The following is a 25,310-nucleotide window of genomic DNA, read 5'->3' as shown; positions in this document are numbered from 1 at the left end:
TCACAGTAGTAGTAGGTTAGGTTGATTTGAACAAGAGCTCTGGACGCCCGTCTAGGCTCTTGTTCGCTTTTTAGGCAGTTTGTTATCTGATTATTTCCTGTGTTTCCAGTTTGTTACTTATATGTAAGTCCCGGTCAATAAGTGTGATCTTATACTTAATGGTATCATTGTCCGTTGAAAAAGGATTATAATAAACCGGTTCTATCAGTACTTCCAGTATACCTTTGATGGGGTCATCTTTCTCTGACGTAGTGAAAGGTTTTATGCGGTATTTGAATACAATTGTATCTCCCTGAGGTGTTCTTCCCGGCTGCCACCCGGCTCCATCCTGTTTTTCCCAATATTCGATGTATAAATTGTAATGATAAAAAGAAGCCGGGTCGTACGGAGGTGCAACCTGATCATCCTTCAGACCGATATTTCCATCTCCGTCAGTGAATTCGATACTCAAACGTGCAGAATCTCCTGCTGTAGTAAAACGGTCAAAAACAATAACCGGCTCAACCGGATACTCCTCTTTTTTAAAGCAGGCGGTTAAAACAAGAAAAAGAAATACAGGCAGAATATATTTGAATCTTTGTACCATAAACGTTCGAATACCTAAATTTACATAATCATTATGAATTGTATGCAAGATATTTCGGAAATACGGAAGAACCTGTGGGAGATTGGAAGTGAAGAGGAATTTTGTCGAATTGCGCTTGATCTCTTTCGTTTTCAGTATGACCATGTGCCTGTGTATAAAGAGTTCTGTGATCAGCTAGGTAGAACGAATCCGAAAACGCTGGAAGAGATCCCTTTTTTACCAATTGAGTTTTTTAAGACACAAAAGATTCTTACCTCCGGAAAGAAAGAAGAATTAATCTTTAAGAGTAGCGGTACAACGGGAAGTATCCGGTCACATCACTATGTTACCGACCTTTCTTTGTATGAAGAGAGTTTTATGCATTGTTTTGAGCAGTTTTTCGGAAAAGTTCAGGGTAAAGTGATTCTTGCTTTATTACCCAACTATCTGGAACAGGGAAACTCTTCATTGGTATATATGGTCGATTACCTGATCCGGGCTTCTGAAAATGAGCGTTCTGGCTTTTTTCTGTACAATCATGAGGAACTGCTGCGTGTAATTGAACAGGCAAAAAAAGCGGGAGAAGATGTCATTTTGTTTGGTGTATCCTATGCTTTATTGGATCTGGCCGAAAAGCAAATAAATCTGGAAGGTGTCCGGATTATAGAAACCGGTGGGATGAAAGGACGCCGCAAGGAAATGATCAAAGAAGAACTACACCGGGTGTTGTGTGAAGGATTAGGAGTAGAGATAATCTCTTCTGAATATGGTATGACGGAACTACTGTCACAGGCTTATTCGTTCAGAGATGGCGTATTTTCGCTACCTCCCTGGATGAAAATTCTGATCCGGGATACAGAAGACCCTCTCTCCTGGGTGGAACAGGGACGAACGGGAGGGATCTCAGTAATCGACCTTGCTAACATATATAGCTGTTCATTTATTCATACACAGGATTTAGGGAAAATTGTTGAGGGAGGCTTCCGGATCATGGGACGTTTTGACAATAGTGATATTAGGGGGTGTAATTTGCTCGTGAATAATTAAGGTACGATATTTGTATTTAAGAAATCCAAAAGAGAAACAGATGAAAAGAATAGTGTTTTTGATGATGGTCGGAGTGTTGACAGCTTCCTGCGCAACAAAAGTTCCGTATACGAACAAAATAAAAAATGAATACGAACTCGATGAAAAGACAATCAAAAAAGTACAGTTTTTTACATCCAGTGAAATTATTCTTTACAGAGGTTCCAGTTCGGGTTCGAAAGGAACGCAAACAGGAGGGGTACTGGTCGAAAGTAGTCGAAGTAAGGAAGATCGGATCATCATTCCTCCCAGAACGAAATGTGTGGTAGAGAAGTTTGGTCCGAACGATGAATTGTTTGTTCGGTTTGAATCCGGGTCAGGTAGATACTTATCATTCAAATACCGGGAAGGATCGGGCGGTAGATATTTCCTGAATGCTACCTGGAAGGATGGAAAGGGAGAACTACAATACGCCAATGAGTTGTATACAGCTTCGGGAGCCAGCGGGAATGCATTCTTGTTAGTGCAGATGAAGCGACTACACGAAACACAGCGACAGGATCGTATCGTGAAAGGCGTGAAAGTGAAATAAGACAATAAAAACAGAGTAAAAAAGAAAAGGGAGTGAGACCGGAAAGGAAAGCTCCCTTTTTTATTCTTTGGTAATTATAAATTTCCACTCTTCTTCTGTAAGAATACGTGTCAATCGTAAGTTCACTTTACCATTTGTACTCTTTACATGGACTTTTCCCATACCTTTCGCGTATGTAGTAACACCAATGGTTTCTGTAACTTTCTCCTTTTGGTTTCGCAGATCTACCGCATAATACTTAATCGAATCGATTACCTGAACCGTTTCTACCTGTTTATCATCCCAGATAAAATTACCTTTTTCTTTTTGAAGTGATTTTTTGCTGTCCAGGTGAAAGACAATACTGTCTGTCATAGATGGGAAAGTGGAGGAAAAGTGAGCCGTATCTCCAAAGAAAGGGAAGAAGATCGAATCCCGGATCTCCGAGCTGATGTAGAGTTTCCCGTTGCTAACGGTATGATTATTTACCTTTAGATCACGATTATAACTAAACTGATAGGTTTCCAGTAACCGGAATGCCGAATTATAACGTTCTAGCCAAACTGTTTTTCCGTTAATCGTGTCTTCTGTTGTGAAAATCCGTTCAAATACCTCGAACATTGGGTTAAGACTGTCCTGATATACGTAGATGAGTGGTTCGTCCTGCACAGCATAGAAATAGGGGAAAAAGAAACTCTCTTCAAGGTCTTCTTTCTGAGGAGTACATGAAATCACTAGTGTTAGTAGCGTAAACATTCCGATAATTCGCATACAGTATTTTATTTTGGATCAAAATTACAAACAAAACGACTTCAAAATAAGAAAGGCCGTCAATATCATGACAGCCTTTCATTATCTTTTCAGGAAATAGTTAGTCGATAGAGCCAACTACACGTTTCATGAACTCATTTAAAGCTTCTTTTTTCGGCTTTCCTGCGGCAATTTCACGATGAACTTCTACTGCTCCCGAAAAGTTGGACAACAACTCTCCGATTACATCCAGTTCCTCGTCTTTAATGCCGGGTGCATCAATCAGAAACTCCAGTGTTTCCATTGTTTCATTTACATAGTCTTCATCATTCTGTTCGATGAATTCAACCATGTGCTTAATTATTGGCAACCTCATTGACTACTTCTTGAATGATTTCTACTTTGTTACCCTGGTTTTGTTTTACCAGATTACCGTCGATAAAACCGGCAAATGTTGGCAAATTCGAAACCTCGGCAAACTTTCTTGAGTTGGGCAGTTTTTCTGCGTCAACATAGACAAACTCAATATCCGGATGCGATTCGGCCAACTTTTTGAATTTTGGCTTGGTAATTTTACAATTTCCACACCATCCGGCACCGTACTGTACCATTACTTTCTTGTTTTTTGAAAGTATTTGATCCAGCGTATCTTCAGTTAATTCGGTAAACATAATGTTAAGGTCTTAGTGTGTTTTCAAATAATCAGCTACACCATCACGGGTTGCGTTCATAGCTTCTTTTCCTTCTTCCCAGTTAGCAGGACAAACTTCACCGTTTTTCTGAACGTGTGTGAATGCATCTACCAAACGAAGGTACTCGTTTACATTTCTTCCCAACGGCATGTGGTTAATTGATTCGTGGAATACAGTTCCTTCTTCATCAATAAGGTAAGTAGCACGATACGTTACGTTATCACCACCGCTTCCGTTCTCATCAAACAAGTCAAAGTCAAGGATATCAAGCTCCATTGCCAATTGACGAGTAGAATCAGCTAACAAAGGAAATTTAACTCCTTCGATTCCTCCATTGTCTTTTGCTGTGTTCAACCATGCAAAGTGTACTTCTGCAGTATCGCAAGAAGCTCCGATGATCATTGTGTTACGCTTCTCAAACTCAGCTGCAGCTTCCTGGAAAGCATGAATCTCAGTTGGACAAACGAAAGTGAAGTCTTTCGGATACCAGAAAAGAAGCACTTTTTTCTTGTTGTCAACCGCTTGTTTGAAAACGTCAACTTTAAATGTGTCTCCCATTTCGTCCATCGCATTTACTTCAATTGATGGAAATTTTTTTCCTACAAAACTCATAATTTACTTTTTATTTACGTGTTACTTATTTACAGCTAATTTAACCATTACAATCAAATGAACAGCCTAAATTCTCTGCTCTTTTAATTGTTCGGAACAAAGATAGACGAGAAAGGGGTATAGATTCTATCAATTTTATTTATAGATCAATTGAAAAAAGCTATATCCTATTGTTTTAGTAAAAGAAAAATGCCCTGTACCAAAGTGCAGGGCATTCATACTAGTCCTATAAACAGGGGATTATTCAGTTATTTCCTGCTTGATAATCTGGAGAATTTCGTAGGTGTTAACATCGTATACATAAATCAGAAAATGTAAATTATCAAAAGCTATCCCTTCGGGAAGACCGTAAGAATAATTTTCAAGAACTTTTTCTCCGGCACTCAATTCAGCAGTTTTTAAAGGACGTCCCCATTCCTGACCATCAATACTTCCCAGATGTTTGTTTTCGTGCAAGTAATCGGGGTTGTCAGAATTATCCGGCATTTTTTGCCAGTCTGTTTCTTCGTTTTTAACAACGTATACAACAAGGTTGGTCTCAATACTCTCTTCCGTTAGTTTTTCTACCTCAATATGCAGGTAACCACCATTCGTGGAAGAGTAATAATTAAAAACAGATTGAATATTAAACTTGAGCTCTGCATCATTCAAGATTTCAGAAGTCCGGGTACTCCAGGAGCTTTGCAGGTCAAACATTTTATTTTCATAAATGGCTCTGTTTACTGTTCCTTGTGGATTACCGAAGAAATTAAACCCGTTTTGGAAGGTGACACCATAGGCGAGACCTTCGGCATTGGTATGATCTGTATAATACTTATTTGCTCCCGGTGTGAAATTCTGGAATGCCGTCATTCCTCCCGGTCCGGCATGAATGCCAACGGAGAAAACCCGGCTGGGATTTGCTGCTTCAAGATTATGGGCCGTCGTAGCAGCATTGGGACAATTGTTGCAGGTATGACCCGTATAATCTTCTATCAGAACATTGCGCAATGTATTACTGTTCGGAGTAAACTCCGGCCACTCGTTAGCTTCATAATCAGACCACTCTCCGGGATAATAAGAAGGATCAAGGTCTGTTGCGATAGCCGGATGATAGGCATTTTCTACTTTATCACAGGAAAAAAGCCCTGAGACAAGTGGTAGAGCAAGGATAAAAAAACAAATATTTTTCATACTCTTTTATTTAAAAACTGTGCGTAAATGTTACGGTCAATCCATTGGAAGCCGGTACGAAACGACAGACACCTCCCACACAGAAAAGTCCTGCATTCTGACGACCATAGGCCACCTGTAAACGCGTTGAACCCCATATTTTTCCAATTACTCCGATCGGATAAAGAACCCTGAGATCAGGATTAGGATGTCCGTAGTTGTATTGGCCTACAAAACTAAAGAACCAGTCCGGAGAGATCGTGTATTCCAGCACGAGGGTAGCCCAATGCCCGCGATCTTTTCTGCCTTTGGTCCAGAGTCCCTGTAATTCTCCCCGTATCGAATGCCTTGTGTTGATTTTATACAACACATCAATTACTCCGATATGTGATTCGATAATCCCTTTGGCATCCGTTATTTTAATAACATCATTATTCAGGTGAATATTATAATACGATGCAATAAAACTCCATTTTTTGGATAGTTTTCGTTTAACTTCAACATTTATGTCACGCCAGTAGAGATCACTTCTCTTATAGGATGAATGAAACAATCGTGAAGAATAAACAACACGTGAGGAATCGTTCAGATCAATCCCGTTAAGGGTTTGTTCCGGGGCAAAAGCCGTTGAGAAGTTCAGGGCAATATCCATCCCGTATTTTCCGCCCAGTTTTGTTCCTCTTTTGAATTTATAGAAGAAATCGGCCTGATACGCAACTTCTCCCAATGGTTGCGATACATAGGGATATAACGTGGTGACAAGGTTGTACGTATGTGTTTTGGTCAGCGGAGGAATAAAGCCGATTGTCAGATCCTGTAAGGCAGCATTCCGCTCGCTTCGGAACGACATGTTATCAATACTTTTAGCGGATAGTAAAACTCCGATTCCTTTTTGGGAATACCCCATATTAACAATCATACCTTTACCGTAATTGAAAATATAGTTGTTGTCAGCAGAAGGGTCTGCTTCCTTGATAACATATTCTCCGTTGAGATAAAAGTTTTTATATCCGAAGTCAATACGTCCTCCATAGGCTCCTACATTAGCCGGAATGTTATAATCCGGATGCGTCCCTGATTCATACTTGCTGACAAATGATCCACCGATCTTTAGCCGGATTTGTTTATCAGACAATTTAGTTATCAGCTGATCTACGGCCAGTTCTCCGTCAAATCCTCTGACAATTCCAGCGCTTTTCACAACCTTTCCGTCAGTAAATGAAAAACGTTGTTTTCCGTAAACACCTTTTATGGTTAATCCCTTCACAGGAGAGAGTCGTACATGAAAGCCATCCATGGCATTGTCAACACCTAAGGCGCGGTCTTCATAAGAGCGGAAAATCAATCCCGAACCGAATTGTTCGTAAAAATTTCCTACAGTTACGCTAAGCAACTTGTTTTCGTATCCTACATAACGATATCCCAGTCCTGCACCATCATAACGATCCGGATATCCCAGAATACGGGGGTAGTATACCTCGAAGCGGGCTCCGGCTTTAAATCCTGCAAGATTATAGTTTACCAGAGCATACGTGTTGATAAGTGATTTTTCCTTAGGCTGGGTAGCCCCGATAATAGAGTCCGTAAGCAGATACTGGTAGATACTCTCGATATTACCGCTTACAGAACCTAATTTTTGGGCAAAAGAACCCGTTCCAAATGTGAAGCAAAAGAAGATCACACTTGTTATGTATCTATATTTCATAAGGCGATTACTTGATCTTTGACGCTATTCTTTTACAAGACTTTTAACATGTTCATACAATTCGTGCTCGTCTCCGGGAGAGTAATTGTTGTGTGTGTAAACGATATTTCCGTTTCCATCAATAAGGAAAGTATGCGGAACATTATTGACTCCCATCGCGCGTTTGAAGTCTCCATTGGGGTCCATCCAGATTTCGTATTCCCACCCTGATGCATCCACATAAGGTTTAACGCGGTTTTTGGTCCGTTCGTCATCAACGGAAACTGCAATTAATTTTACCCCTGTTTCCTCTTGCCAGTCAATGTATTCTTCATTGATTGCATTTAGTTCACGTTTGCATGGAGAACACCATGTTGCCCAAAAATTTATGATTACAGGCTTACCGTCGTTGTTAATTTCAGCAGTATTGATTCGTTGTCCGTTTACGTCAACAAGTTGAACAGAAGGAACTTTTTTGCCCTTTCCATTATCGGCTTCTGCTTCCTGAGCGTAAGAGCTTATAAATGAAAGACCGATTAGCATACTGGTTAAGAATATCTTTTTCATAGTTCTGTTTTTGGGTTAACATGCAAATTGTATTCCAGTGTTAAAAGTACGATTTTATTTGCGCTCTTCTACAGTGAAGATGGCTTAAATTATTGAAATCCTAAATTCTATAAAACAGGAAAGCCACCCGAAGATGGCTTCCCTTTATGAAAAGTAGAATTATTTCACAACTGAAAGACGAGCCGTAGCAGTACTTCCGTTTGAATTTTTTACATTAACAAAGTAAAGCCCTTCAGCTAATTCTGAAGTTGGAATGTTAACTTCGTTTTGTCCTATAACAGAACCTAGCTCAACTGAATAAACAGTTTGTCCAAGAGAGTTGATAACTTCAACAGAAGTGTTTTCTGCATCTGCATTAAATGATACAGTCGCTGATTCTTTAGCCGGATTTGGGTATACGGAAAGAGTTGTTTCCAATTCCTCTTCATTGATATCAATGGAAAGAGTTGCAGAAGGACATGCATCAAGTGCAGATTGGTAGGCAACAAACATTCCGTTTCCGTACCCAACATCAACTTTTACAATTTCACTTCTCCCCGGATCAGTAACGTTAGGACAAATCATCACGAAAAATGGAATTGAACCACCTGAGTTGAAATCATGACCAACTCCATAGTGATAGTACTGTGCATTGTTTTCAGCTGTATAAGCAAACTTAGGGTAGCTATAGAAACCTCCGTTCCAGTCCAGATTGTTAAGAACGCTGTTATTGTCTGTTTCTTCAACTGAAATAGCTAAAGCCTGTACCCGTCCTTCTCCGGATCCATTGTTTTGAATCATGGCTGAAATTTCAGGAGTGGAACTTTGACAAGGTCCGCACCATGAAGCCATAAAGTCAAGGATGATAGCTTGCCCACTTGAAAGGCTGTTATAGAGGTTGAAATCCTCTCCGTGAGAATCAGTTGCAATATATTGTCTGATAGGTAGAGTGATGTTAAAGTTCTTAGTAAGTGAGTTATTTGAGTCATCATCATCAGATGTCGTTATTGTTGCTGCGAAAGGAACGTTATTAGCAGCAACTGTTCCGTTTACAGGAACCTCAATTGTGTATGAATCCCCAAACTCCAGATTAAGTCCTGTAGGACTAACAGTAGTTGTACTTCCACCATTGAAGGACCAGTCAAGATCGAATGCTGAAACAGGGGCTGTTCCATTATTCGTTACAATAATTTGGAAGGTACGGTCTCCTTCAATATTACCGTCAATAAGAATATTGCTAACTTTCAGGTCGTTTGCGGAAACGCTCATCACTTCAATGTCATCCAGATTTATACGGAATTGGTCTGAAACATTATGATGTCTGAAAGCTATGTATACAGTTTCCCCTATGTGAGAAGAAATATCTATTGAACGGAACATGTATCCGTTTGAAGTAGTTACTACTTCTGTAAACGCATTCCCATCTGTAGTCATTGTATTTACATCAGAAGACGTATTTACATATACAGAGTAGTTTTCTGCAGGCCAAGACTGATCCTGACCATATACTTTCCAGGTTAAAAACACAGTTCCTGTTGCAGAGGTTAAATCAATTGCTTGAGAAATCATCCAGTTATCCGGATTTAAGGCTGAACTTGCATATGAAGCAGAGGTAGCGTGAGCATTTTGAATTCCGTCATTGAAATTAACAACGTACCAATCATTACCATCATCGTCAGAATCAACAAGAGTCCAGTTGTTAAGATTTCCGCTTGAGAAATCGTCAGAGAAATAAGTTTGAGCCTGAGCATTGAGACCTAATGCGCAAGCTGACATGAAGCATAGAATTTTTTTCATAAGTTTTCTTTTTAGTTCTGTTCCAAATGTAACATTATTTTAATCAGATTAACATAAAAATAACAAACCACTCTTGAAATCCTATGAGAGTATGATGAATGACAGATGAAGGGGTGGAATGTTAAAAAGAGGTTCAATTTTTGTTATATTTGTATAATATAAATCAGATAGTTTGTTGATATGAAGAATACATTACTTTACGCTTTTACACTCCTTTTCTCCTTTGCTGCTTCAGCCCAGAGTTCAGGAGTTTTTATTCACCTTGAAAGTGACCCAAATGTTGCTTACAATGGTCAGACAGTTACCATATCAGGGACAGAACAATTAGTATACGCAAATTTGTATGTCCAGAATATTAGTGGAGCAACAAAACAATATAAGTGGGAACGGGTAAAATTGGATCTGTCGTCCCCTGCTTTTACAGATCAGTTGTGTGATAATGAAATTTGCTTCGACTGTAATGGGGATCCCTGGATTCGACCGTTTTTCTATGAGTTAGATGATACGGATTCAACTTTGTTCCAGCCAAAAATGTTTTTTAATGGTGGAGGAGGTTATGCCCGGTTCAGATACTATATTCTAGATGAGAATGAAGATCGTATTGATTGGGTTACAGTTGAGTTTACATCAACGCTTTCGTCAGGGGAGGAAGCGTTGGAAAATGTTGAAGTATATCCAAATCCGTCATCAGGTATGGTGACAGTTAAAAATGCTTCTGAAGGGGCTTCTTTTGAAGTGCTTGATATGTTAGGTAAGGTTGCTTACACAGCGTCTTTAAGTGCCGCTTCGCAAAAAGTTAATTTATCTGATTTGCCGGACGGAGTATACTTCTATGTCATTAAAGATAAGAGAGGGAATACGCTTCCTGCAAGAAAATTGATTATTAGAAAGCAGTAATATTAGGGTTAATATTGTAAAGCTGAGACCGACCTTGTTAGGGTCGGTCTTTTTTATTTCTTTTTATATGTGTTTCAAAAGGTTGTGTCTGAATGTCTCAATACCTTTTGTAGCAGTTTCCTTGATATGTATGTAATTGGAATCAATAGGAATTGCTTTGGGGTCAATTGCGTAACAGATGCAATCAGGTTGACAAAAATGGATCAGCCCCGCGGCAGGATAAACCTGTAATGAAGTACCGATAATAAGAAACACATCAGCAGTAGAAACTATTTCTGCGGCGTGGGATAATAAAGGCACTTCTTCTCCAAACCAGACGACGTGTGGTCGGAGTTGATAACCTTCGGGGCATAGATCACCGGGGTTAAGTTCATCACCTTCGATCTCATAATAGGCTGTTTCCTGTTTAGGTCCGCTGCTTTTTGATTTGGTAATTTCACCATGGAGGTGAATGACATGTGTGCTTCCTGCGCGCTCATGAAGATTGTCAATGTTTTGAGTGATAACGGATACGGAGAAATCCTTTTCGAGTTCAGCAATTACTTTATGGGCGATGTTAAAGGTTGCTGTATTATTAATTCGTCGTCGGATATTGTAAAAGTCCAGTACTGATTCCGGGTCTTTCGACCAGGCTTCTGGCGTTGCGACGTCCTCTATTTTATAATTTTCCCATAAACCACCATTGTCACGAAATGTTCCCAGTCCGCTTTCGGCGCTGATTCCGGAGCCGGATAGTACAACGAGTTTCTTTTTCATGCTACAGGAGTTCTTTTGGTTTTATTCAATCAAAGCGAAAGATATTTAATTTTATTTCACGAAAAAAGAACTAAGCTCTCCATTGTTAGGCAATTTTTATAATTTTACCCTCTTGAATTATCCGTAAAAGGAGTTTTATTATGGCGAAAATTAGAAAGCAAGAGGCGTTAGATTATCACTCAACCGGAAGACCGGGAAAAATTGAAGTTATTCCATCCAAACCATACTCCTCGCAGCGTGATTTGTCGTTGGCATATTCACCCGGAGTGGCTGAACCATGTCTTAGAATAGCAGACAATAAAGAAGATGTATATAAATATACGGCAAAGGGGAATTTAGTTGCGGTAATTTCCAACGGTACAGCGGTTTTAGGATTGGGAAATATAGGGCCGGAAGCTTCCAAGCCGGTTATGGAAGGAAAAGGACTTCTGTTTAAGATCTTTGCAGACATTGACGTGTTTGATATTGAAGTTGACGCTTCGGATCCCGAACAATTTATTCAGACAGTAAAAGCAATTGCACCGACTTTTGGTGGAATCAACCTGGAAGATATTAAAGCTCCGGAAGCTTTTGAAATAGAAAGAAGGCTAAAAGAAGAATTGGATATTCCGTTGATGCACGACGATCAGCATGGAACGGCAATTATTTCCTCTGCAGCTCTGTTAAATGCTTTGGAGCTGGCAAAGAAAAAGATAGGGAGAGTTAAAATTGTAGTGAGTGGTGCAGGTGCTTCGGCAATTTCCTGTGCAAAGCTATATGTCGCGTTGGGAGCAAAACGCGAAAATATATTCATGTTTGACAGTAAGGGGTTAATAACCAAAAACCGCGAAGGATTAGATGAGCATAAGTCACTATTTGCCTCGCACGCAAAAGACCTTACACTTGATCAGGCATTAAAAGGAGCAGATGTATTCCTGGGTCTTTCGAAAGGGAATATTGTGTCTAAGGATATGATTAAATCAATGGCGAAAGATCCTATCGTATTCGCTCTTGCCAACCCTGATCCGGAAATTGCTTACAGGGATGCAATGTCGGCACGAAAAGATTTGATTATGGCGACAGGACGTTCTGACCATCCTAATCAGGTAAACAACGTATTGGGCTTCCCGTTTATCTTCCGTGGAGCATTGGATGTTCGGGCGACTTGCATTAATGAAGACATGAAGCTGGCAGCAGTTCACGCAATTGCTGCTTTGGCAAAAGAAACAGTTCCGGAAGAAGTAAACGAAGCCTACGGAGATAAAAATATTTATTTTGGAAGAGAGCAGTTTATTCCGAAACCACTTGACCCCCGTCTTATATACTATGTTGCACCAGCAGTAGCGAAAGCGGCAATGGAATCAGGTGTTGCGCGCTCTCCGATAAAAGATTGGGATGCTTACGAAGCAGAACTGAAGAACAGGCTTGGGTTGGACAATAAATTTGTTCGGAATATTACCGAAAAAGCTACCCGAAACCCAAAACGTGTTGTATTTGCGGAGGCTGATAACTATAAGATTTTAAAGGCGGCACTTACTGCTTATGAAGAGGGAATCGCGACTCCTATTTTACTAGGGAAAAGAGAGCGTATCCTTGCTACAATGGAGGAGAACAATATTGAAATGCCGGATGTGCTAATTGTTGACCCGAAGTCAGAAGATCAGGAAGAGAAAAGAAATGAATTCGGCCAGGCATTTTTCGAGAAAAGAAAACGAAAAGGGGTTACCGAATACGAAGCGATCCAACTTATGAGAGACCGAAATCATTTCGGTGCTATGATGGTTGAAAAAGGAGAGGCAGATGCAATGATTTCGGGGATTACAAGAAACTATAAAGATGTAATTCGCCCGGCTCTCCAGATTGTGGGAGTAGAAAAAGATGCAGGACGTGTTGCCGGAATGTATATCCTTATGACCAAAAGAGGTCCGATGTTCCTGGCGGATACAACAGTTAATGTGGATCCGACAGCGGAAGACATTGCGACAATTACAGAGTTAGTAGCAAAAACGGTAAGAAGATTTAAAGTAACGCCGAAAATCGCTTTGTTAGGTTATTCGAACTTCGGATCAGCTCCGGGGAAAGACCCGAATAAGATGAGAGATGCTGTAGAGATTCTGCACGAACGTAACCCCTCGTTGTGTGTGGATGGTGAGGTGCAGGCAAATTTTGCGTTGAACAATGAATTGATGCAGGAGAAATTTAGCTTCTCGACATTGGCTAATAAATCGGTGAATACATTGATTTTTCCTAACCTTTCTTCAGGAAATATTGCCTATAAAATGATGCAGGAGATGACAGAAGCGGAAGCAATTGGTCCGGTACTACTTGGTTTGAAAAAATCAATTCACGTACTTCAATTGGGATCGTCTGTTCGGGAAATTGTCAATATGGTGAAAATTGCAGTCGTAGACGCACAAAGTAAATAACACTATGATTACGCATCTCAGAGGAAGATTAATCGAGAAAAACCCGACACATTTGGTAATAGAATGTGTCGGTGTGGGGTATGCTGTTAAGATTTCATTGAACACGTATGCAACCCTGTCTTCTGATGAAAATATTTTTATTTACACGCATCAGATATTCAGAGAGGATGCTCAGATTTTGTTCGGTTTTCATTCGACAGAAGAGCGGGAAATGTTTAACCATCTGATCAGTGTTTCGGGAATTGGACCAAACACAGCTATTCTGATGCTTTCGGCACTTTCTCCGGAAGAGATCGCTCATGCCATCCAAACCGAAGATGTGAAGACAATCAAAAGTATCAAAGGTATTGGCGCCAAGACAGCTGAGCGTGTTATTATTGACCTACGTGATAAGGTTGTGAAAATGGAATTTACTTCGAATAATATTTTCACACAGAACAATACAAAACGATTTGAGGCGTTAACTGCATTAATTGCTTTGGGATTTGATAAGAAAATTGCGGAAAAAGCACTGGATAAAGTGTCTGCTTCAGAGGAAGATACCGTCGAAGTGTTAATTCGGGAAGCATTAAAAATACTGTAGGAGAAATTGTACATTGTTAAGAACCTCATAGAAAACTACTTTAACCTACGATACGTGTATGTATTGTTGGTGATGTTGGTCATTTCGGGATCTTCTTGGGCGAAGGAGTTTATCCCGAAAATTTATCTGGATTCACCGGAAGTTAATCTGCCGTTTCCAATTGAGGAACATCAGGATCCTACACAGAATAATTCCCAGAGTTTTGATCTGGGATTGCCCAGTAATGTCACTACTACTATAGAGTACGATCCTGTTTCAGGGAAATATGTATTTAAAGAAAAAGTAGGAAACAATATCAATCTTCGCCCTTCTTCCATGATGACGCTTGAAGAATACCTTCAGTACCAGCAGGAAAAGGAAATGGAAGAGTACTGGAAAGATAGAATAGCCCAGGAAAATGAAGAAAATCAATTTCTTATACCGCCTCTGAAAATCAAGGGAGAGGCGTTTCGCAATATTTTTGGGAGTAACGAGATCAATATCCGCCCGCAGGGTTCTGTGGAGTTGTCTTTCGGAGCGAATTCTTCGCGATACGACAACCCGGTTCTTCCGGAGAATCAACGAAAAATGTCACGATTTGATTTTAACCAGAGAATCCAGTTAAATCTTGTTGGACAGGTCGGAACAAAGTTGAAGCTGACCACAATGTACAATACTGAGGCAGCGTTTGATTTTGAAAATGTCACAAAGCTGGAGTACACGGGAGATGAAGATCAGATTATCCAGAAAATTGAAGCGGGTAATGTGAGTATGCCTTTAAATACCTCTTTAATTCAGGGGGCACAGGCACTGTTTGGGGTAAAGACACAATTGCGATTCGGAAAATTAACCGTAGACGCTATCGCTTCTCAATCACGAGGGCAGAAACAGGAAATAAATATTTCAGGTGGAGCACAGGTACAGAAATTTGATGTAAAAGCGGATAACTATGAAGCCAACCGTCACTTTTTCATAAATCATTATTTCTATGATCACTATGATGAGGCAATGGCACAACTTCCGATTGTCAATACGCCCGTTAATATTACACGTATGGAGGTGTGGGTTACCAACCGCCAGAACAATACGGATAATACGAGAAATATTATAGCCTTTTCCGATTTGGGAGAAGCAAAGCAGGAGAATTTTCAAGGAAATGTAACAAGTACTTCTTCTTCGGAACTTCCGGACAATGCTGCAAACGATTTATACGATTGGGCAACAGGGAATGCTCTGCTAAGAAGCTTTTCGAATGCTGTTACAGCACTTTCATCACAGGCAGCTTCACCCGGACCTTTTCAACAATCTTTTGACTACGAGAAAGTAGAAAATGCTCGAAGACTAAGTGAGCAGGAATATACATACAATGCTTTATTGGGGTATATCTCACTAAACATGCCACTGAATAATGATGAGGTTTTGGCTGTTGCCTACGAATATACCGTGCAAGGTCGAACTTATCAGGTAGGAGAATTTTCTACAGATGGTATTGAGGGACAAAACGCTTTGTACCTGAAAATGTTGAAATCGACAATTTTGAGTCCGAGAATGAAAATCTGGGATCTCATGATGAAAAACGTCTACTCAATTGGAGCTTATCAGTTGACACAAGCCGATTTCAGAATGGATTTGTGGTACAATAATCCGGAAACATCTTTGCCTGTGAATTTTATGCCTTATTCGGGTGTAGATGAAACACTATTGGTGCAGTTACTGGAAATGGATAAGCTGAATCAGAATAACCAGCCTTTTCCGGATGGGGTGTTTGATTTTGCTGCATTAGCTCAAAATGGAAACCGTTTCGAAAACGGGGGTACGATTAACCCGAAGAATGGACGAATTTACTTTTCGACAGTAGAACCTTTTGGTAAAACATTATACGATAAACTGGTGGATGGAGGGATTGCCCCTAATCAGGCTTCCAGAATCGCCTATACGGAACTCTATGATTCGACATTGATTGCGGCTCAAATGCTACCGAGTAAAAATAGATTTAGCTTTAAAGGAGAGTATAAATCCTCAGTGAGTTCGGATATCCCTTTGAATGCGTTGAATATACCTGAGGGTGCCGTATCGGTTACTGCCGGAGGAATTCGCTTACAAGAAGGGACGGATTATACCGTTGATTATAACCTGGGAAGAGTAAAGATTCTGAATTCTTCCATTCTGGAATCGAATACGCCTATAAAAGTGTCCATAGAGAGTAATTCTATTTTTGGATTCCAGCAAAAGAATTTCATGGGAACCCACTTCAACTACCGGGTTAATAAAGATTTTAATATAGGTGCCACCTGGGTACACTCCAAGGAAAAACCCTTAACCCAAAAAGTAAATATTGGGGATGAACCCTATAGTAATCACATGATAGGGTTAAATATTGATTACCGTACAAATGCTCCTTTCCTGACGAGGTTAGTAGATCTTCTGCCTATCATTTCTACAAGCGCTCCATCTTCGATTACTTTTAGGGGAGAAGGAGCGTATCTTATTCCCGGAACGCCGAGAGGAATAGGTAAAGGAGGAGTGTCTTATGTCGATGATTTTGAAGGTAGTCAGAGTACGATAGACATTCGTACACAAAGCATGTGGAAACTGGCGTCTGTACCTCAGGGGCAGCCGGATCTGTTCCCGGAAGGAAACCTGAAAAATGACCTTTCTGCCGGGTATAAACGATCTTTGTTGGCCTGGTATACTATTGATCCGCTTTTCTATCAGAATAATTCGTTAACACCTGCACACATTCAGGAAGATCCTTCGATGTTGGATGATGCACGGATGCGAATTGTAATGCAGACCGAACTGTTCCCGAATATTCAATTACAGCAGTTTACCTTTAATAACATTCCGACACTTGATCTTGCGTATTACCCGAAAGAAAGGGGGATGTACAACTACGATACAACCGCCAATCTGACACTTGATGGATTGTTCTCTGATCCACAGGCAAGATGGGGAGGAATAATGCGTTCACTTTCTACCACGAACTTTGAACAGGCAAACATTGAATTTATCCAGTTCTGGATGCTTGATCCGTTTAACGATGATCAGGAGGCGGTAAACCAAGGTGCTCATTCAGGAGGAGATTTGTATTTCAACCTGGGGAATGTGTCCGAAGATATCTTGCCGGATTCACGTAAAAGTTTTGAGAACGGGTTGCCAGCCGGACCAGATGACCCGCAGGGAAATACAGACCTGACGGTTTGGGGACGAGTGTCAACTGACCAGACAGTAGTTAACGCTTTTGACAATGATCTGTCGGCAAGAGAGAACCAGGACGTTGGTCTTGACGGATGGGGAAATACAGATGAGAGAGAGTTCTATCTGGGGTATGTCAACTGGGTGGAAAGTAACGGAGTACTGAGTGCGGAAACTAAAGCTAGAATGCTGGCGGATCCATCCTCAGATGACTTTAACTATTATAGAGATGACCAATACGATGAGGAACGTTTGAACATACTTGAACGTTATAAGCGATACAATGGTCATGAAGGAAACTCACCAACGTCTGAGATGTCAGCTGAACAGAACGCTGATGGTTATATGACATTGGCTACAAACTCACCGGATATTGAGGACATAAACCAGGATAACAACCTGTCAGAATCCGAAAGCTATTTCCAGTATAAGGTCAGTTTACGCCCGAACGATATGGTAGTTGGTAAAAACCATATAACAAGTGTTTCGGAAGTAACTACACCAGCTGGAAAAGTTGAAAAATGGTATCAGTTTCGTGTTCCGGTTTCTCTTCCGGACAAAGCAGTCAATGGAATTTCAGACTTCAGATCCATTCGTTTTATGCGGATGTTTCTGAAGGAATGGGACGAAGAAGTTGTTTTGCGTTTTGCACGATTGGAACTGGTGCGTGGAGAATGGAGACGATATAACCAAAGTCTGGTAGAACCGGGAGATGTGGTTCAGGTGGATCCAAACCTGACAACATTCAATATTAATGTTGTGAATGTGGAGGAGCATGACCAGAGAGAACCAATTAAATACGAAGTTCCTCCGGGAATCCAACGTGAGATTGATCCGGGACAGGTACAAACCCGTCAGTTGAACGAACAATCCATGAGCTTACAGGTTTGTAATTTGCAGGATGGGGATGCTCGTGCCGGTTTCAGAAACGTAACCTTTAACCTGAACAACTACAAGAAGCTGAAAATGTTCGTTCATGGAGAAGAGGTTGATCCTTCAACTCCTCTTTCGGATGATGATGTAACAGTATTTATTCGTTTGGGAACGGATTTGACGGATAATTATTACGAATACGAACTACCTCTGAAACTAACTCCATGGGGAGCAACAAGTGCAGAAGCGATCTGGCCGGAGGCAAATAATGTAGAGATTGTATTTGAAGATCTGACAAACCTGAAGAAAGGACGTAATGAGCTTATGGAAGCGGCTAACCCTACTGTAAGCATGAACGTTATGTATTACGAGCCGGTACCAAGTGATCCTACAAAACGAATAGGAGTAAAGGGTAGCCCTAACCTACAGGATCTGAGGACGATAATGATTGGTGTAAGAAATCCGAAAAGTAATGGAGATAACCCATGGAAACCGGATGATGGATTGCCAAAGTGTGCCGAGGTATGGGTAAATGAGCTGAGATTAACAGACTTCATTAGCGAAGGTGGTGGAGCAGCTGTTGCAAGTCTGCAACTGCAACTTGCGGATTTTGCAAATGTATCGATGTCGGGGAATTACTCAGGACTGAACTGGGGTAGTATTGACAGCCGTGTTCAGGACAGACAGCGGGACACCCGAATGGGATTTGATTTTAATACCAATATGCAGCTGGGACAATTCTTTGGTAAAAAAGCCCGAATCAATGTTCCTTTCTTTTTCTCTTATTCAGTTGGTGTGATTAACCCGGAATTTGATCCATACAATCCGGATATAAAGCTGTCGGAGTATGACCTTAATGAAAGAAGAGAAAGAGCCAAAAGAGGTCAGGATTTTACAGAAAGAAAAGCATATAATTTCACCAACGTTCGTAAGGAAAGAAAACAAGGAAAGAAAGCACGTTTCTGGGATATTGAGAATATTTCACTTACATACGGATATAATGAGGATCTGCACAGAGACTTCAATATTGAGTATGACAGAACAAAGGTATGGCGGGGAGGTATTAATTATAATTTCAATGCGAACCCGTTCTTGTGGGAACCTTTTAAGAATGTTAAGGCACTACAGAAATCCAAATGGTTGGCACTCATAAAAGAAGCAGGGATTTATCTCGGCCCTAAAAGTGTAACGATAAACAATGCACTGTTGCGTACATACAATGAACGTTTGGTTAGAAATAACCTGTCTTCGTTTGAGTTTGATCCGGTGTATGTGAAAAACTTCACCTGGGCACGAAACTACATATTGAAGTACGATATTACAAAGAATCTGAAGTTTGACTTTGCTGCAAATAATAATTCCATCTTCACAGAGCCGGATGGTCAGATTGATAAAAAAGCAGACCCAGAGAATTATCAGCTGTTTAAAGATTCTATTCGTCGTCAGTTGGGTACGGGAGGTACAACAATGAACTACAATCACTCCTACAATATTTCTTATAATATTCCCTTCAATAAGATTCCTGCTTTGGACTGGGTTACATCCAATATCCGCTACTCGGCAGGGTATGACTGGCAAAGAGCACCGCTGGGACAATCTGACTTTGGAAATATTATTCAGAATAACAGAAACCTGAACATGACAGCTCAACTTAACTTTGTAAATCTTTACAATAAGGTTGGGTTCTTCAAAAAAATCAACAATGGAGGTGGTCGTTCAGGAGCTATTCAACAACGACGAAGCGCAGCAGTAAACAGAGGTGGAGCAAGACAGGGAGGAAGAAATTCTTCCGGTGATACAGGTGGATTCCTCGGATGGAAGATTGACAGGCTGAAGAGCAAGATTCAGAAAGAACAAGGAAAAATTCAGGACCTTGAAACGTTCAGAACACCATCTCAGGATTTAATTGACTCATTGGGTCAGGAGACAATTGATGATAAGCAAGAGACAATCAGTTCAAGAGAAGAGAAGGTTAAGACACTTGAAGAAAAGCTGAAAGAGAAAGAGGAATTGGCTCGTCAAAAGGCAGAGAATAAAGATAAGCCGGTTCATCCTGTACTTGGCTTTGCGGGAAGATTATTAATGACCTTGAGGAATGTTTCAGGTACCTACTCCGTAAATGACGGAACTTTGTTGCCGGGTTACAATCAGCAGACCAGTTTGCTCGGGTTTAATAATTCGTTTAAAGCTCCTTCCGCAGGTTTTGTATTCGGACAGCAGGAAAGAACAATCTGGGGACAAGATAATGGAAGAGATTTTGCGCAAGAAGCAGCTGATAATGATTGGTTAGTTAGGAACAGCAGATTGAATACACAGCATGCTATGACGCATAACCAGACGATTACCGGTAGAGCTACGCTGGAGCCGATCAGAGATTTGCGTATTGACCTGACGATCAACAGAACATTTTCGGAGAATCAGTCTGAGTTCTTCAGATGGAATGACTCGTTGAGTATACATGAAACACAAAGCCGTTTCACAACGTCCAATCTTACGTATTCAACGATTTCTATTGGTTCTGCATTTACAGCAATGTCCGGTAGATACCAGTCGCGAACATTTGACCAGATGCGGGAATATCGTCAGGATGTATCAGAACTACTTGGATCGGAGAATCCTAATTCATCACCTGATGGAAGCGGATTCTATTCGGGATATAGCGGGAATCAGCAGGATGTTGTTATCGGGGCTTTCCTGGCGGCTTATACAGGAACCGGGGTGAACAATAAGTCGAAGAATCCGTTGAAAAACATTCCTCTTCCTAACTGGTCAATTACCTATGACGGAGTATCCAAGTTCAAATTTATGCGTAAAGTCGTTCGTAACTTTGTAATCAAGCACAGCTATAGTTCAACGGTTACAATGGGAGGAATGCAAACCAACCTGAATTACGGTGAAGATGGAAGTGGAAATGCGATCGAACGGGATTTGAATAATAACTTTATTTCCTCGATGCAGGTACAGAACGTTAGTATATCGGAACGTTTCTCTCCTCTGATCGGGTTTGACGCAACCTGGTTGATTAAGAAAAATGGGTTGATTACGAAGTTTGAGTACAAAAGAGACCGTTCTGTAGGGTTGTCTCTGGCGAATAATCAGGTAACGGAAATTTTTGGAACAGAATGGGTAATCGGAACCGGGTATAAATTCGGAAATGTTAAGTTACCCTGGTTCAAGTTGAACAATCGACCGATTGTATCTGACCTGAACTTCCGTTTTGACCTGACGATCCGTGATAATGTAACTGTAATCAGAAAAATAGTTGAAAACACAAATCAGGCAACAGCAGGTCAGAATGTGATCTCTATACGTTCCTCGCTGGATTATAATATAGGACGTAATCTTACGGCACAGATTTATTATGATCAGATGATCACAAATCCTAAAATTGCGACTTCTTATCCAACAGGAAATATGAACTGCGGTATTCGCCTGAGAATTAATTTAGGAGGGTTATAATATGAAATTTCGCCTTGCTGTTCCTGAAGATTCTGTAGCTATACACGAATTAATTATTGAACTTGCAGTATACGAGAAAGAGCCGGATGCCGTAAGTACTACCCCGGAACAATTATTGATTGACTTGTTTCAGGAAAAGAGATGTTTTGCTTTTGTTGCTGAAAATGAACACGGAAAAATAGTAGGATTTGCCTTGTATTACTTTGGGTATTCAACCTGGAAAGGAAGAACGATTTATCTTGAAGATCTCTATGTTCAGCCGGAATACCGAAAAGACGGAGTGGGAGGTGAACTTTTTGATCGTGTTGTAGAAGAAGGAAAGAAGCAGGGAGCAAAGAGAATGGACTGGCAGGTACTGGAATGGAATACGTCAGCCATTGAGTTTTACAACAAAAAAGGAGCTTTGCTCGACGACGAGTGGATAAACGGACGTTTATTCTTCTAAGAACTTTTTTCGTTGTACTTTGTTCCAAATAAAAGCTTCTTGGATATGAACAGGATCATTTTGATAGCAGGTGGAACTGGTTTGATTGGAACACGTTTAGTCAAAGAACTGGAGAGGAATACCCATAAGGTTCGAATTCTGACAAGAAATAAAAAGAAGTGTGATCAGCAAAAGTTCTTTTTCTGGAACCCGGATACGAAAGAATTGGATACAAATGCTTTGACGGATGTCGATACAATTATTAATCTGGCCGGAGCAGGAATTGCTGATAAACGATGGACATCCGAACGAAAACGGGAACTGATTGACTCCCGTGTTAAACCGGCTCTCTTTCTGGAATCATATGCCAACAAAATGCCTGATTTGAAACAGTATATCAGTGCATCCGGAATTAACTGTTATCCGATTGATGAAAATTCTCATTCTGAAAAGGATGCTTATGGCTCTGATTTCCTTTCGAATGTTGTGAGAGAATGGGAACAGGCAGCTAAATCATTTGAAAAATATTGTCCGGTAACATTGGTTCGTATTAGTACCGTGTTAACACAATCCGGTGGTGCATTGGAGAAAATGGCATCCCCTTTTAAGCTATACGTAGGTTCTCCGCTTGGAAATGGACAACAACCAATGTGTTGGGTTCATCAGGATGATTTGATCCGGGCATTTGTGTACCTGATGGAGCATGAGTTGGGAGGTGTTTACAATGTGAGTGGAGAACAGGTGACAAACAAAGAATTTTCCAGAGCTCTCGCAAAATGTTTACACAAACCGATATTGCCTTTTGGAGTTCCCGGTTTCGTCCTGAAATTAGTATTGGGGCAGATGAGTGAAATATTACTGAAAGGACCTAAAGTAGATACCTCTAAATTGCGAGAAACAGGATTCAGGATGAAATATGAAACTATTGAAGAAGCATTGAATAATCTCATTCCTGCGTAGTATATTGGTTAAAACTTTAACAGTTTCTGCCGAATTCATAAAACTCAATTACTGATTAGTGATATATTTCAAGTACTTGGTTATTTTTGTACAAACGACTTCTCATGGAAATGACACCGGAAATACAGAAAAAGCTCCAATTGCTTGAAGAGAAATATACCTCCATAGGACAACCTACGGAAAGTTATCTCGAAGGTCTTTTATATGCTAATCCATTAGGATACTGGGATTATATTATGACAGATACTCTGTTGTCATTGCAAAACCCCAGAACTGACTTTCCGGATGAGCTTATTTTTATCATGTATCACCAGATTACAGAACTGTATTTTAAACTGTCTCTCAGCGAGTTGAAGCAGATTGCATACAATGGTAAAAAGATATCTGACCTGGGACAGGATAAAGGGTGGAATGAAAAGCTGGATGTTCAATTCTTTACCGAACGATTGCGAAGAGTTAATGCCTACTTTGAAGCATTAACCAAATCTTTTGATATCATGATAAAGGGAATGGAACCGGAGCAGTTCCTTAAATTCCGGATGGCGTTACTTCCTGCCAGTGGTTTTCAGAGTGCGCAGTACAGAATGATTGAGATTTGTTCTACTGATCTGATCAATATTGTTACTTTGCCAAAAAGGGAAGAATTAGCATCAGCTACAGTCGAAGATAAGTTTGAATACATCTACTGGAAAGAGGGAGCTACAGAACTCGAATCCGGCGCAAAAACACTTACTTTAAAACATTTTGAACAAAAATATACGGACCAGTTGTTGAAGTTGGCACGTGAATTTGAAACAAGAAACATCTGGCAAAAATACCAGGAAATTGAGTCTGCCGGAGAGGTGACAGATGCGTTGCGAAAAGAAATGCGACAACTGGATGTCAATGTAAATATCAACTGGCCTTTAGTACACTATAAATCTGCGGTTCGGTATTTGACAAAAGATAATTCAGATGATACTCCTGCTACAGGCGGTACAAACTGGCAGAAATACCTGCCTCCACGCTTTCAGAAACGTATTTTTTACCCAAATTTGTGGTCAGATGAAGAAAAAGACAATTGGGGAAAAAGTTGGGTGGATGAAGTACTGGCAAAGTAGTTTAGTTGTTATACTGATACTGGTTTCGGCATGTACTTCTGATGCAAAAGTACTAACGGAGGATGCAGATAAAAAATCAGAAGAGACGGTTGTTCGTGAACCTGAGACAAAATTCGGGATCAATATTGATCGGTATACGCTGAAAGAAGGAGTCGTAGAAGAAGGATGGACACTTTCTCATCTGTTAGCTCCATTCGGTATTGATCATACATCAATTATGAAGGCGGATGCAGCAGGTCGGGATTCTCTGGTCGGGTTAAAGTATATTGTTGCGGGAAAACCTTTTACAGCTTTTATTCCGAAAGAGGATACATTAGGAAAGGCAGATTTTATTGTTTACGAATCAAGCATCACAGATTATTTCATCTTTGATTTTACAGATAGCCTGTCGGTAAAAAGATTTGAAAAACCGATAGATATCGAGCGTAAAACAATTATCGGAGAGATTGTCAAGAACTCGAATCTTACAGAAACGATTAATCAACAGACCGGGAACATTGCACTTACAGGAGAATTGGCAGAGTCAATTGCAGGAATTTTTGCCTGGAGTATAGACTTTTTTAAGCTACAGGCAGGAGATCGGTTTAAGGTGATTTATGAAGAAAAAAGTGTGGAGGGAATTCCTTTTGGAATGGGAAGAGTAGAGGCGGTTGTTTTTGAACACTGGAAAACGCCGAACTATGCGTTCTATTTTGCACTGGACTCGGTTCATGTAGAAGGATATTATGATGAAACGGGGAAAGAAATGAAGAGACCATTCTTAATGGCTCCGGTTAAGTTTTCACGTATAAGTTCGGGATTTACCTCCCGACGTTTCCACCCGGTACAAAAGAGATACAAAGCACACTTGGGTACAGATTATGCTGCCCCCACAGGAACTCCCATTTTTAGTACGGCTGATGGTACTGTTATTGAAGCTACAAGAAGCCAGTTTAACGGAATTTATGTAAAGGTTCGTCACAATGATGTTTATATGACACAATATCTGCATATGAGTCGTATTGAAGACGGAATTCGTCCGGGAGTAAGGGTGAAGCAGGGACAGACCATTGGCTACGTAGGGAGTACAGGACTGGCAACGGGACCACATGTCTGTTATCGTTTCTGGAAAAATGGTAAACAAGTCGACCACAGATCGCAAAAACTACCGAAGTCAGAACCGTTAAAAAAAGAAGTATTACCGATCTATCTTGAAAGTATTAAGGAGGTTAAGGAAGAGATGGATAACCTGTCCTGGGGACGGAAGAAGTAAAGTGATATTTGTCACTTTTTAATCGTACTACA

General features: G+C 40.5%; 20 protein-coding genes. 10 read left to right on the top strand and 10 right to left on the bottom strand.

Translation table 11 applies throughout. From position 1 onward, the window contains the following. Window positions 1-82 precede the first annotated feature (82 nt). A complete protein-coding gene (locus AC4PL9_RS05605) occupies window positions 83-586 on the bottom strand; it encodes a hypothetical protein (protein ID WP_491603789.1) in 504 nt (167 codons plus the stop codon). Window positions 587-628: 42 nt separating this feature from the next. On the opposite strand from AC4PL9_RS05605, the gene AC4PL9_RS05600 reads away from it, so the two are divergent. Next, window positions 629-1,612 carry a LuxE/PaaK family acyltransferase gene (locus tag AC4PL9_RS05600; RefSeq protein WP_491603788.1) on the top strand — a complete coding sequence of 328 codons (984 nt, stop codon included), beginning with the start codon at window positions 629-631 and terminating at the stop codon, window positions 1,610-1,612. Window positions 1,613-1,652: 40 nt separating this feature from the next. Continuing rightward, on the top strand, window positions 1,653-2,183 hold the full coding sequence (locus AC4PL9_RS05595; protein ID WP_343785296.1) for a hypothetical protein: 531 nt from the start codon (window positions 1,653-1,655) through the stop codon (window positions 2,181-2,183). 60 nt (window positions 2,184-2,243) lie between these two features. On the opposite strand, the gene AC4PL9_RS05590 is transcribed toward AC4PL9_RS05595, so the two are convergent. The 8 genes from AC4PL9_RS05590 to AC4PL9_RS05555 all read right to left on the bottom strand — a co-directional run bounded on the left by AC4PL9_RS05590 (window position 2,244) and on the right by AC4PL9_RS05555 (window position 9,395). After that, window positions 2,244-2,933: a hypothetical protein gene (locus tag AC4PL9_RS05590; protein ID WP_491603787.1), complete on the bottom strand. Its 690-nt coding sequence runs from the start codon at window positions 2,931-2,933 to the stop codon at window positions 2,244-2,246. Window positions 2,934-3,033: 100 nt separating this feature from the next. After that, window positions 3,034-3,288 (bottom strand): DUF6952 family protein, encoded by a 255-nt coding sequence (locus AC4PL9_RS05585; RefSeq protein ID WP_343785298.1) that lies wholly within the window; start codon window positions 3,286-3,288, stop codon window positions 3,034-3,036. After that, the gene (locus tag AC4PL9_RS05580) at window positions 3,269-3,583 is read right to left on the bottom strand and encodes a thioredoxin family protein (RefSeq protein ID WP_491603786.1); all 315 of its coding nucleotides are present in this window, start codon (window positions 3,581-3,583) and stop codon (window positions 3,269-3,271) included. Before AC4PL9_RS05580 ends, AC4PL9_RS05585 begins: the two co-directional genes overlap by 20 nt. 12 nt (window positions 3,584-3,595) lie before the next feature. Beyond that, window positions 3,596-4,216: a peroxiredoxin gene (locus AC4PL9_RS05575; protein ID WP_491603785.1), complete on the bottom strand. Its 621-nt coding sequence runs from the start codon at window positions 4,214-4,216 to the stop codon at window positions 3,596-3,598. A gap of 240 nt (window positions 4,217-4,456) precedes the next feature. Further along, window positions 4,457-5,389 carry an Omp28-related outer membrane protein gene (locus tag AC4PL9_RS05570; RefSeq protein WP_491603784.1) on the bottom strand — a complete coding sequence of 311 codons (933 nt, stop codon included), beginning with the start codon at window positions 5,387-5,389 and terminating at the stop codon, window positions 4,457-4,459. A 10-nt stretch (window positions 5,390-5,399) separates the two neighbouring features. Next, window positions 5,400-7,073, bottom strand: coding sequence for a DUF6029 family protein (locus tag AC4PL9_RS05565; RefSeq protein ID WP_491603783.1), 1,674 nt, complete (start codon window positions 7,071-7,073; stop codon window positions 5,400-5,402). A gap of 24 nt (window positions 7,074-7,097) precedes the next feature. After that, the gene (locus AC4PL9_RS05560) at window positions 7,098-7,619 is read right to left on the bottom strand and encodes a TlpA family protein disulfide reductase (protein WP_491603782.1); all 522 of its coding nucleotides are present in this window, start codon (window positions 7,617-7,619) and stop codon (window positions 7,098-7,100) included. 159 nt (window positions 7,620-7,778) lie between these two features. Then, on the bottom strand, window positions 7,779-9,395 hold the full coding sequence (locus tag AC4PL9_RS05555; RefSeq protein WP_491603781.1) for a choice-of-anchor J domain-containing protein: 1,617 nt from the start codon (window positions 9,393-9,395) through the stop codon (window positions 7,779-7,781). Between the two features lie 180 nt (window positions 9,396-9,575). On the opposite strand from AC4PL9_RS05555, the gene AC4PL9_RS05550 reads away from it, so the two are divergent. Continuing rightward, a complete protein-coding gene (locus AC4PL9_RS05550) occupies window positions 9,576-10,292 on the top strand; it encodes a T9SS type A sorting domain-containing protein (protein ID WP_491603780.1) in 717 nt (238 codons plus the stop codon). 63 nt (window positions 10,293-10,355) lie between these two features. Here AC4PL9_RS05550 and AC4PL9_RS05545 read toward each other — a convergent pair whose 3' ends face one another. Continuing rightward, window positions 10,356-11,048, bottom strand: coding sequence for an SIR2 family NAD-dependent protein deacylase (locus AC4PL9_RS05545; protein ID WP_491603779.1), 693 nt, complete (start codon window positions 11,046-11,048; stop codon window positions 10,356-10,358). 140 nt (window positions 11,049-11,188) lie between these two features. On the opposite strand from AC4PL9_RS05545, the gene AC4PL9_RS05540 reads away from it, so the two are divergent. The 7 genes from AC4PL9_RS05540 to AC4PL9_RS05510 all read left to right on the top strand — a co-directional run bounded on the left by AC4PL9_RS05540 (window position 11,189) and on the right by AC4PL9_RS05510 (window position 25,278). Beyond that, entirely contained in the window at window positions 11,189-13,453 is a 2,265-nt protein-coding gene (locus AC4PL9_RS05540) for an NADP-dependent malic enzyme (protein WP_491603778.1), read from the top strand. A 4-nt stretch (window positions 13,454-13,457) separates the two neighbouring features. Then, complete coding sequence (gene ruvA, locus AC4PL9_RS05535; protein ID WP_491603777.1) at window positions 13,458-14,036, top strand: Holliday junction branch migration protein RuvA; 579 nt, start codon at window positions 13,458-13,460, stop codon at window positions 14,034-14,036. Between the two features lie 6 nt (window positions 14,037-14,042). Continuing rightward, the gene (gene sov / locus AC4PL9_RS05530; protein WP_491603776.1) at window positions 14,043-21,542 is read left to right on the top strand and encodes a T9SS outer membrane translocon Sov/SprA; all 7,500 of its coding nucleotides are present in this window, start codon (window positions 14,043-14,045) and stop codon (window positions 21,540-21,542) included. Window position 21,543: 1 nt separating this feature from the next. Beyond that, entirely contained in the window at window positions 21,544-21,987 is a 444-nt protein-coding gene (locus AC4PL9_RS05525) for a GNAT family N-acetyltransferase (protein ID WP_491603775.1), read from the top strand. 45 nt (window positions 21,988-22,032) lie between these two features. Further along, on the top strand, window positions 22,033-22,926 hold the full coding sequence (locus AC4PL9_RS05520) for a TIGR01777 family oxidoreductase (protein WP_491603774.1): 894 nt from the start codon (window positions 22,033-22,035) through the stop codon (window positions 22,924-22,926). 104 nt (window positions 22,927-23,030) lie between these two features. Beyond that, window positions 23,031-24,026 (top strand): tryptophan 2,3-dioxygenase family protein, encoded by a 996-nt coding sequence (locus tag AC4PL9_RS05515; protein ID WP_491603773.1) that lies wholly within the window; start codon window positions 23,031-23,033, stop codon window positions 24,024-24,026. Continuing rightward, the gene (locus AC4PL9_RS05510) at window positions 23,971-25,278 is read left to right on the top strand and encodes a M23 family metallopeptidase (RefSeq protein ID WP_491603772.1); all 1,308 of its coding nucleotides are present in this window, start codon (window positions 23,971-23,973) and stop codon (window positions 25,276-25,278) included. Before AC4PL9_RS05515 ends, AC4PL9_RS05510 begins: the two co-directional genes overlap by 56 nt. Window positions 25,279-25,310: the final 32 nt, after the last annotated feature.

It is taken from the genome of Wandonia sp., assembly GCF_984588085.1.
This window is presented reverse-complemented; position numbering and strand designations above follow the sequence as displayed.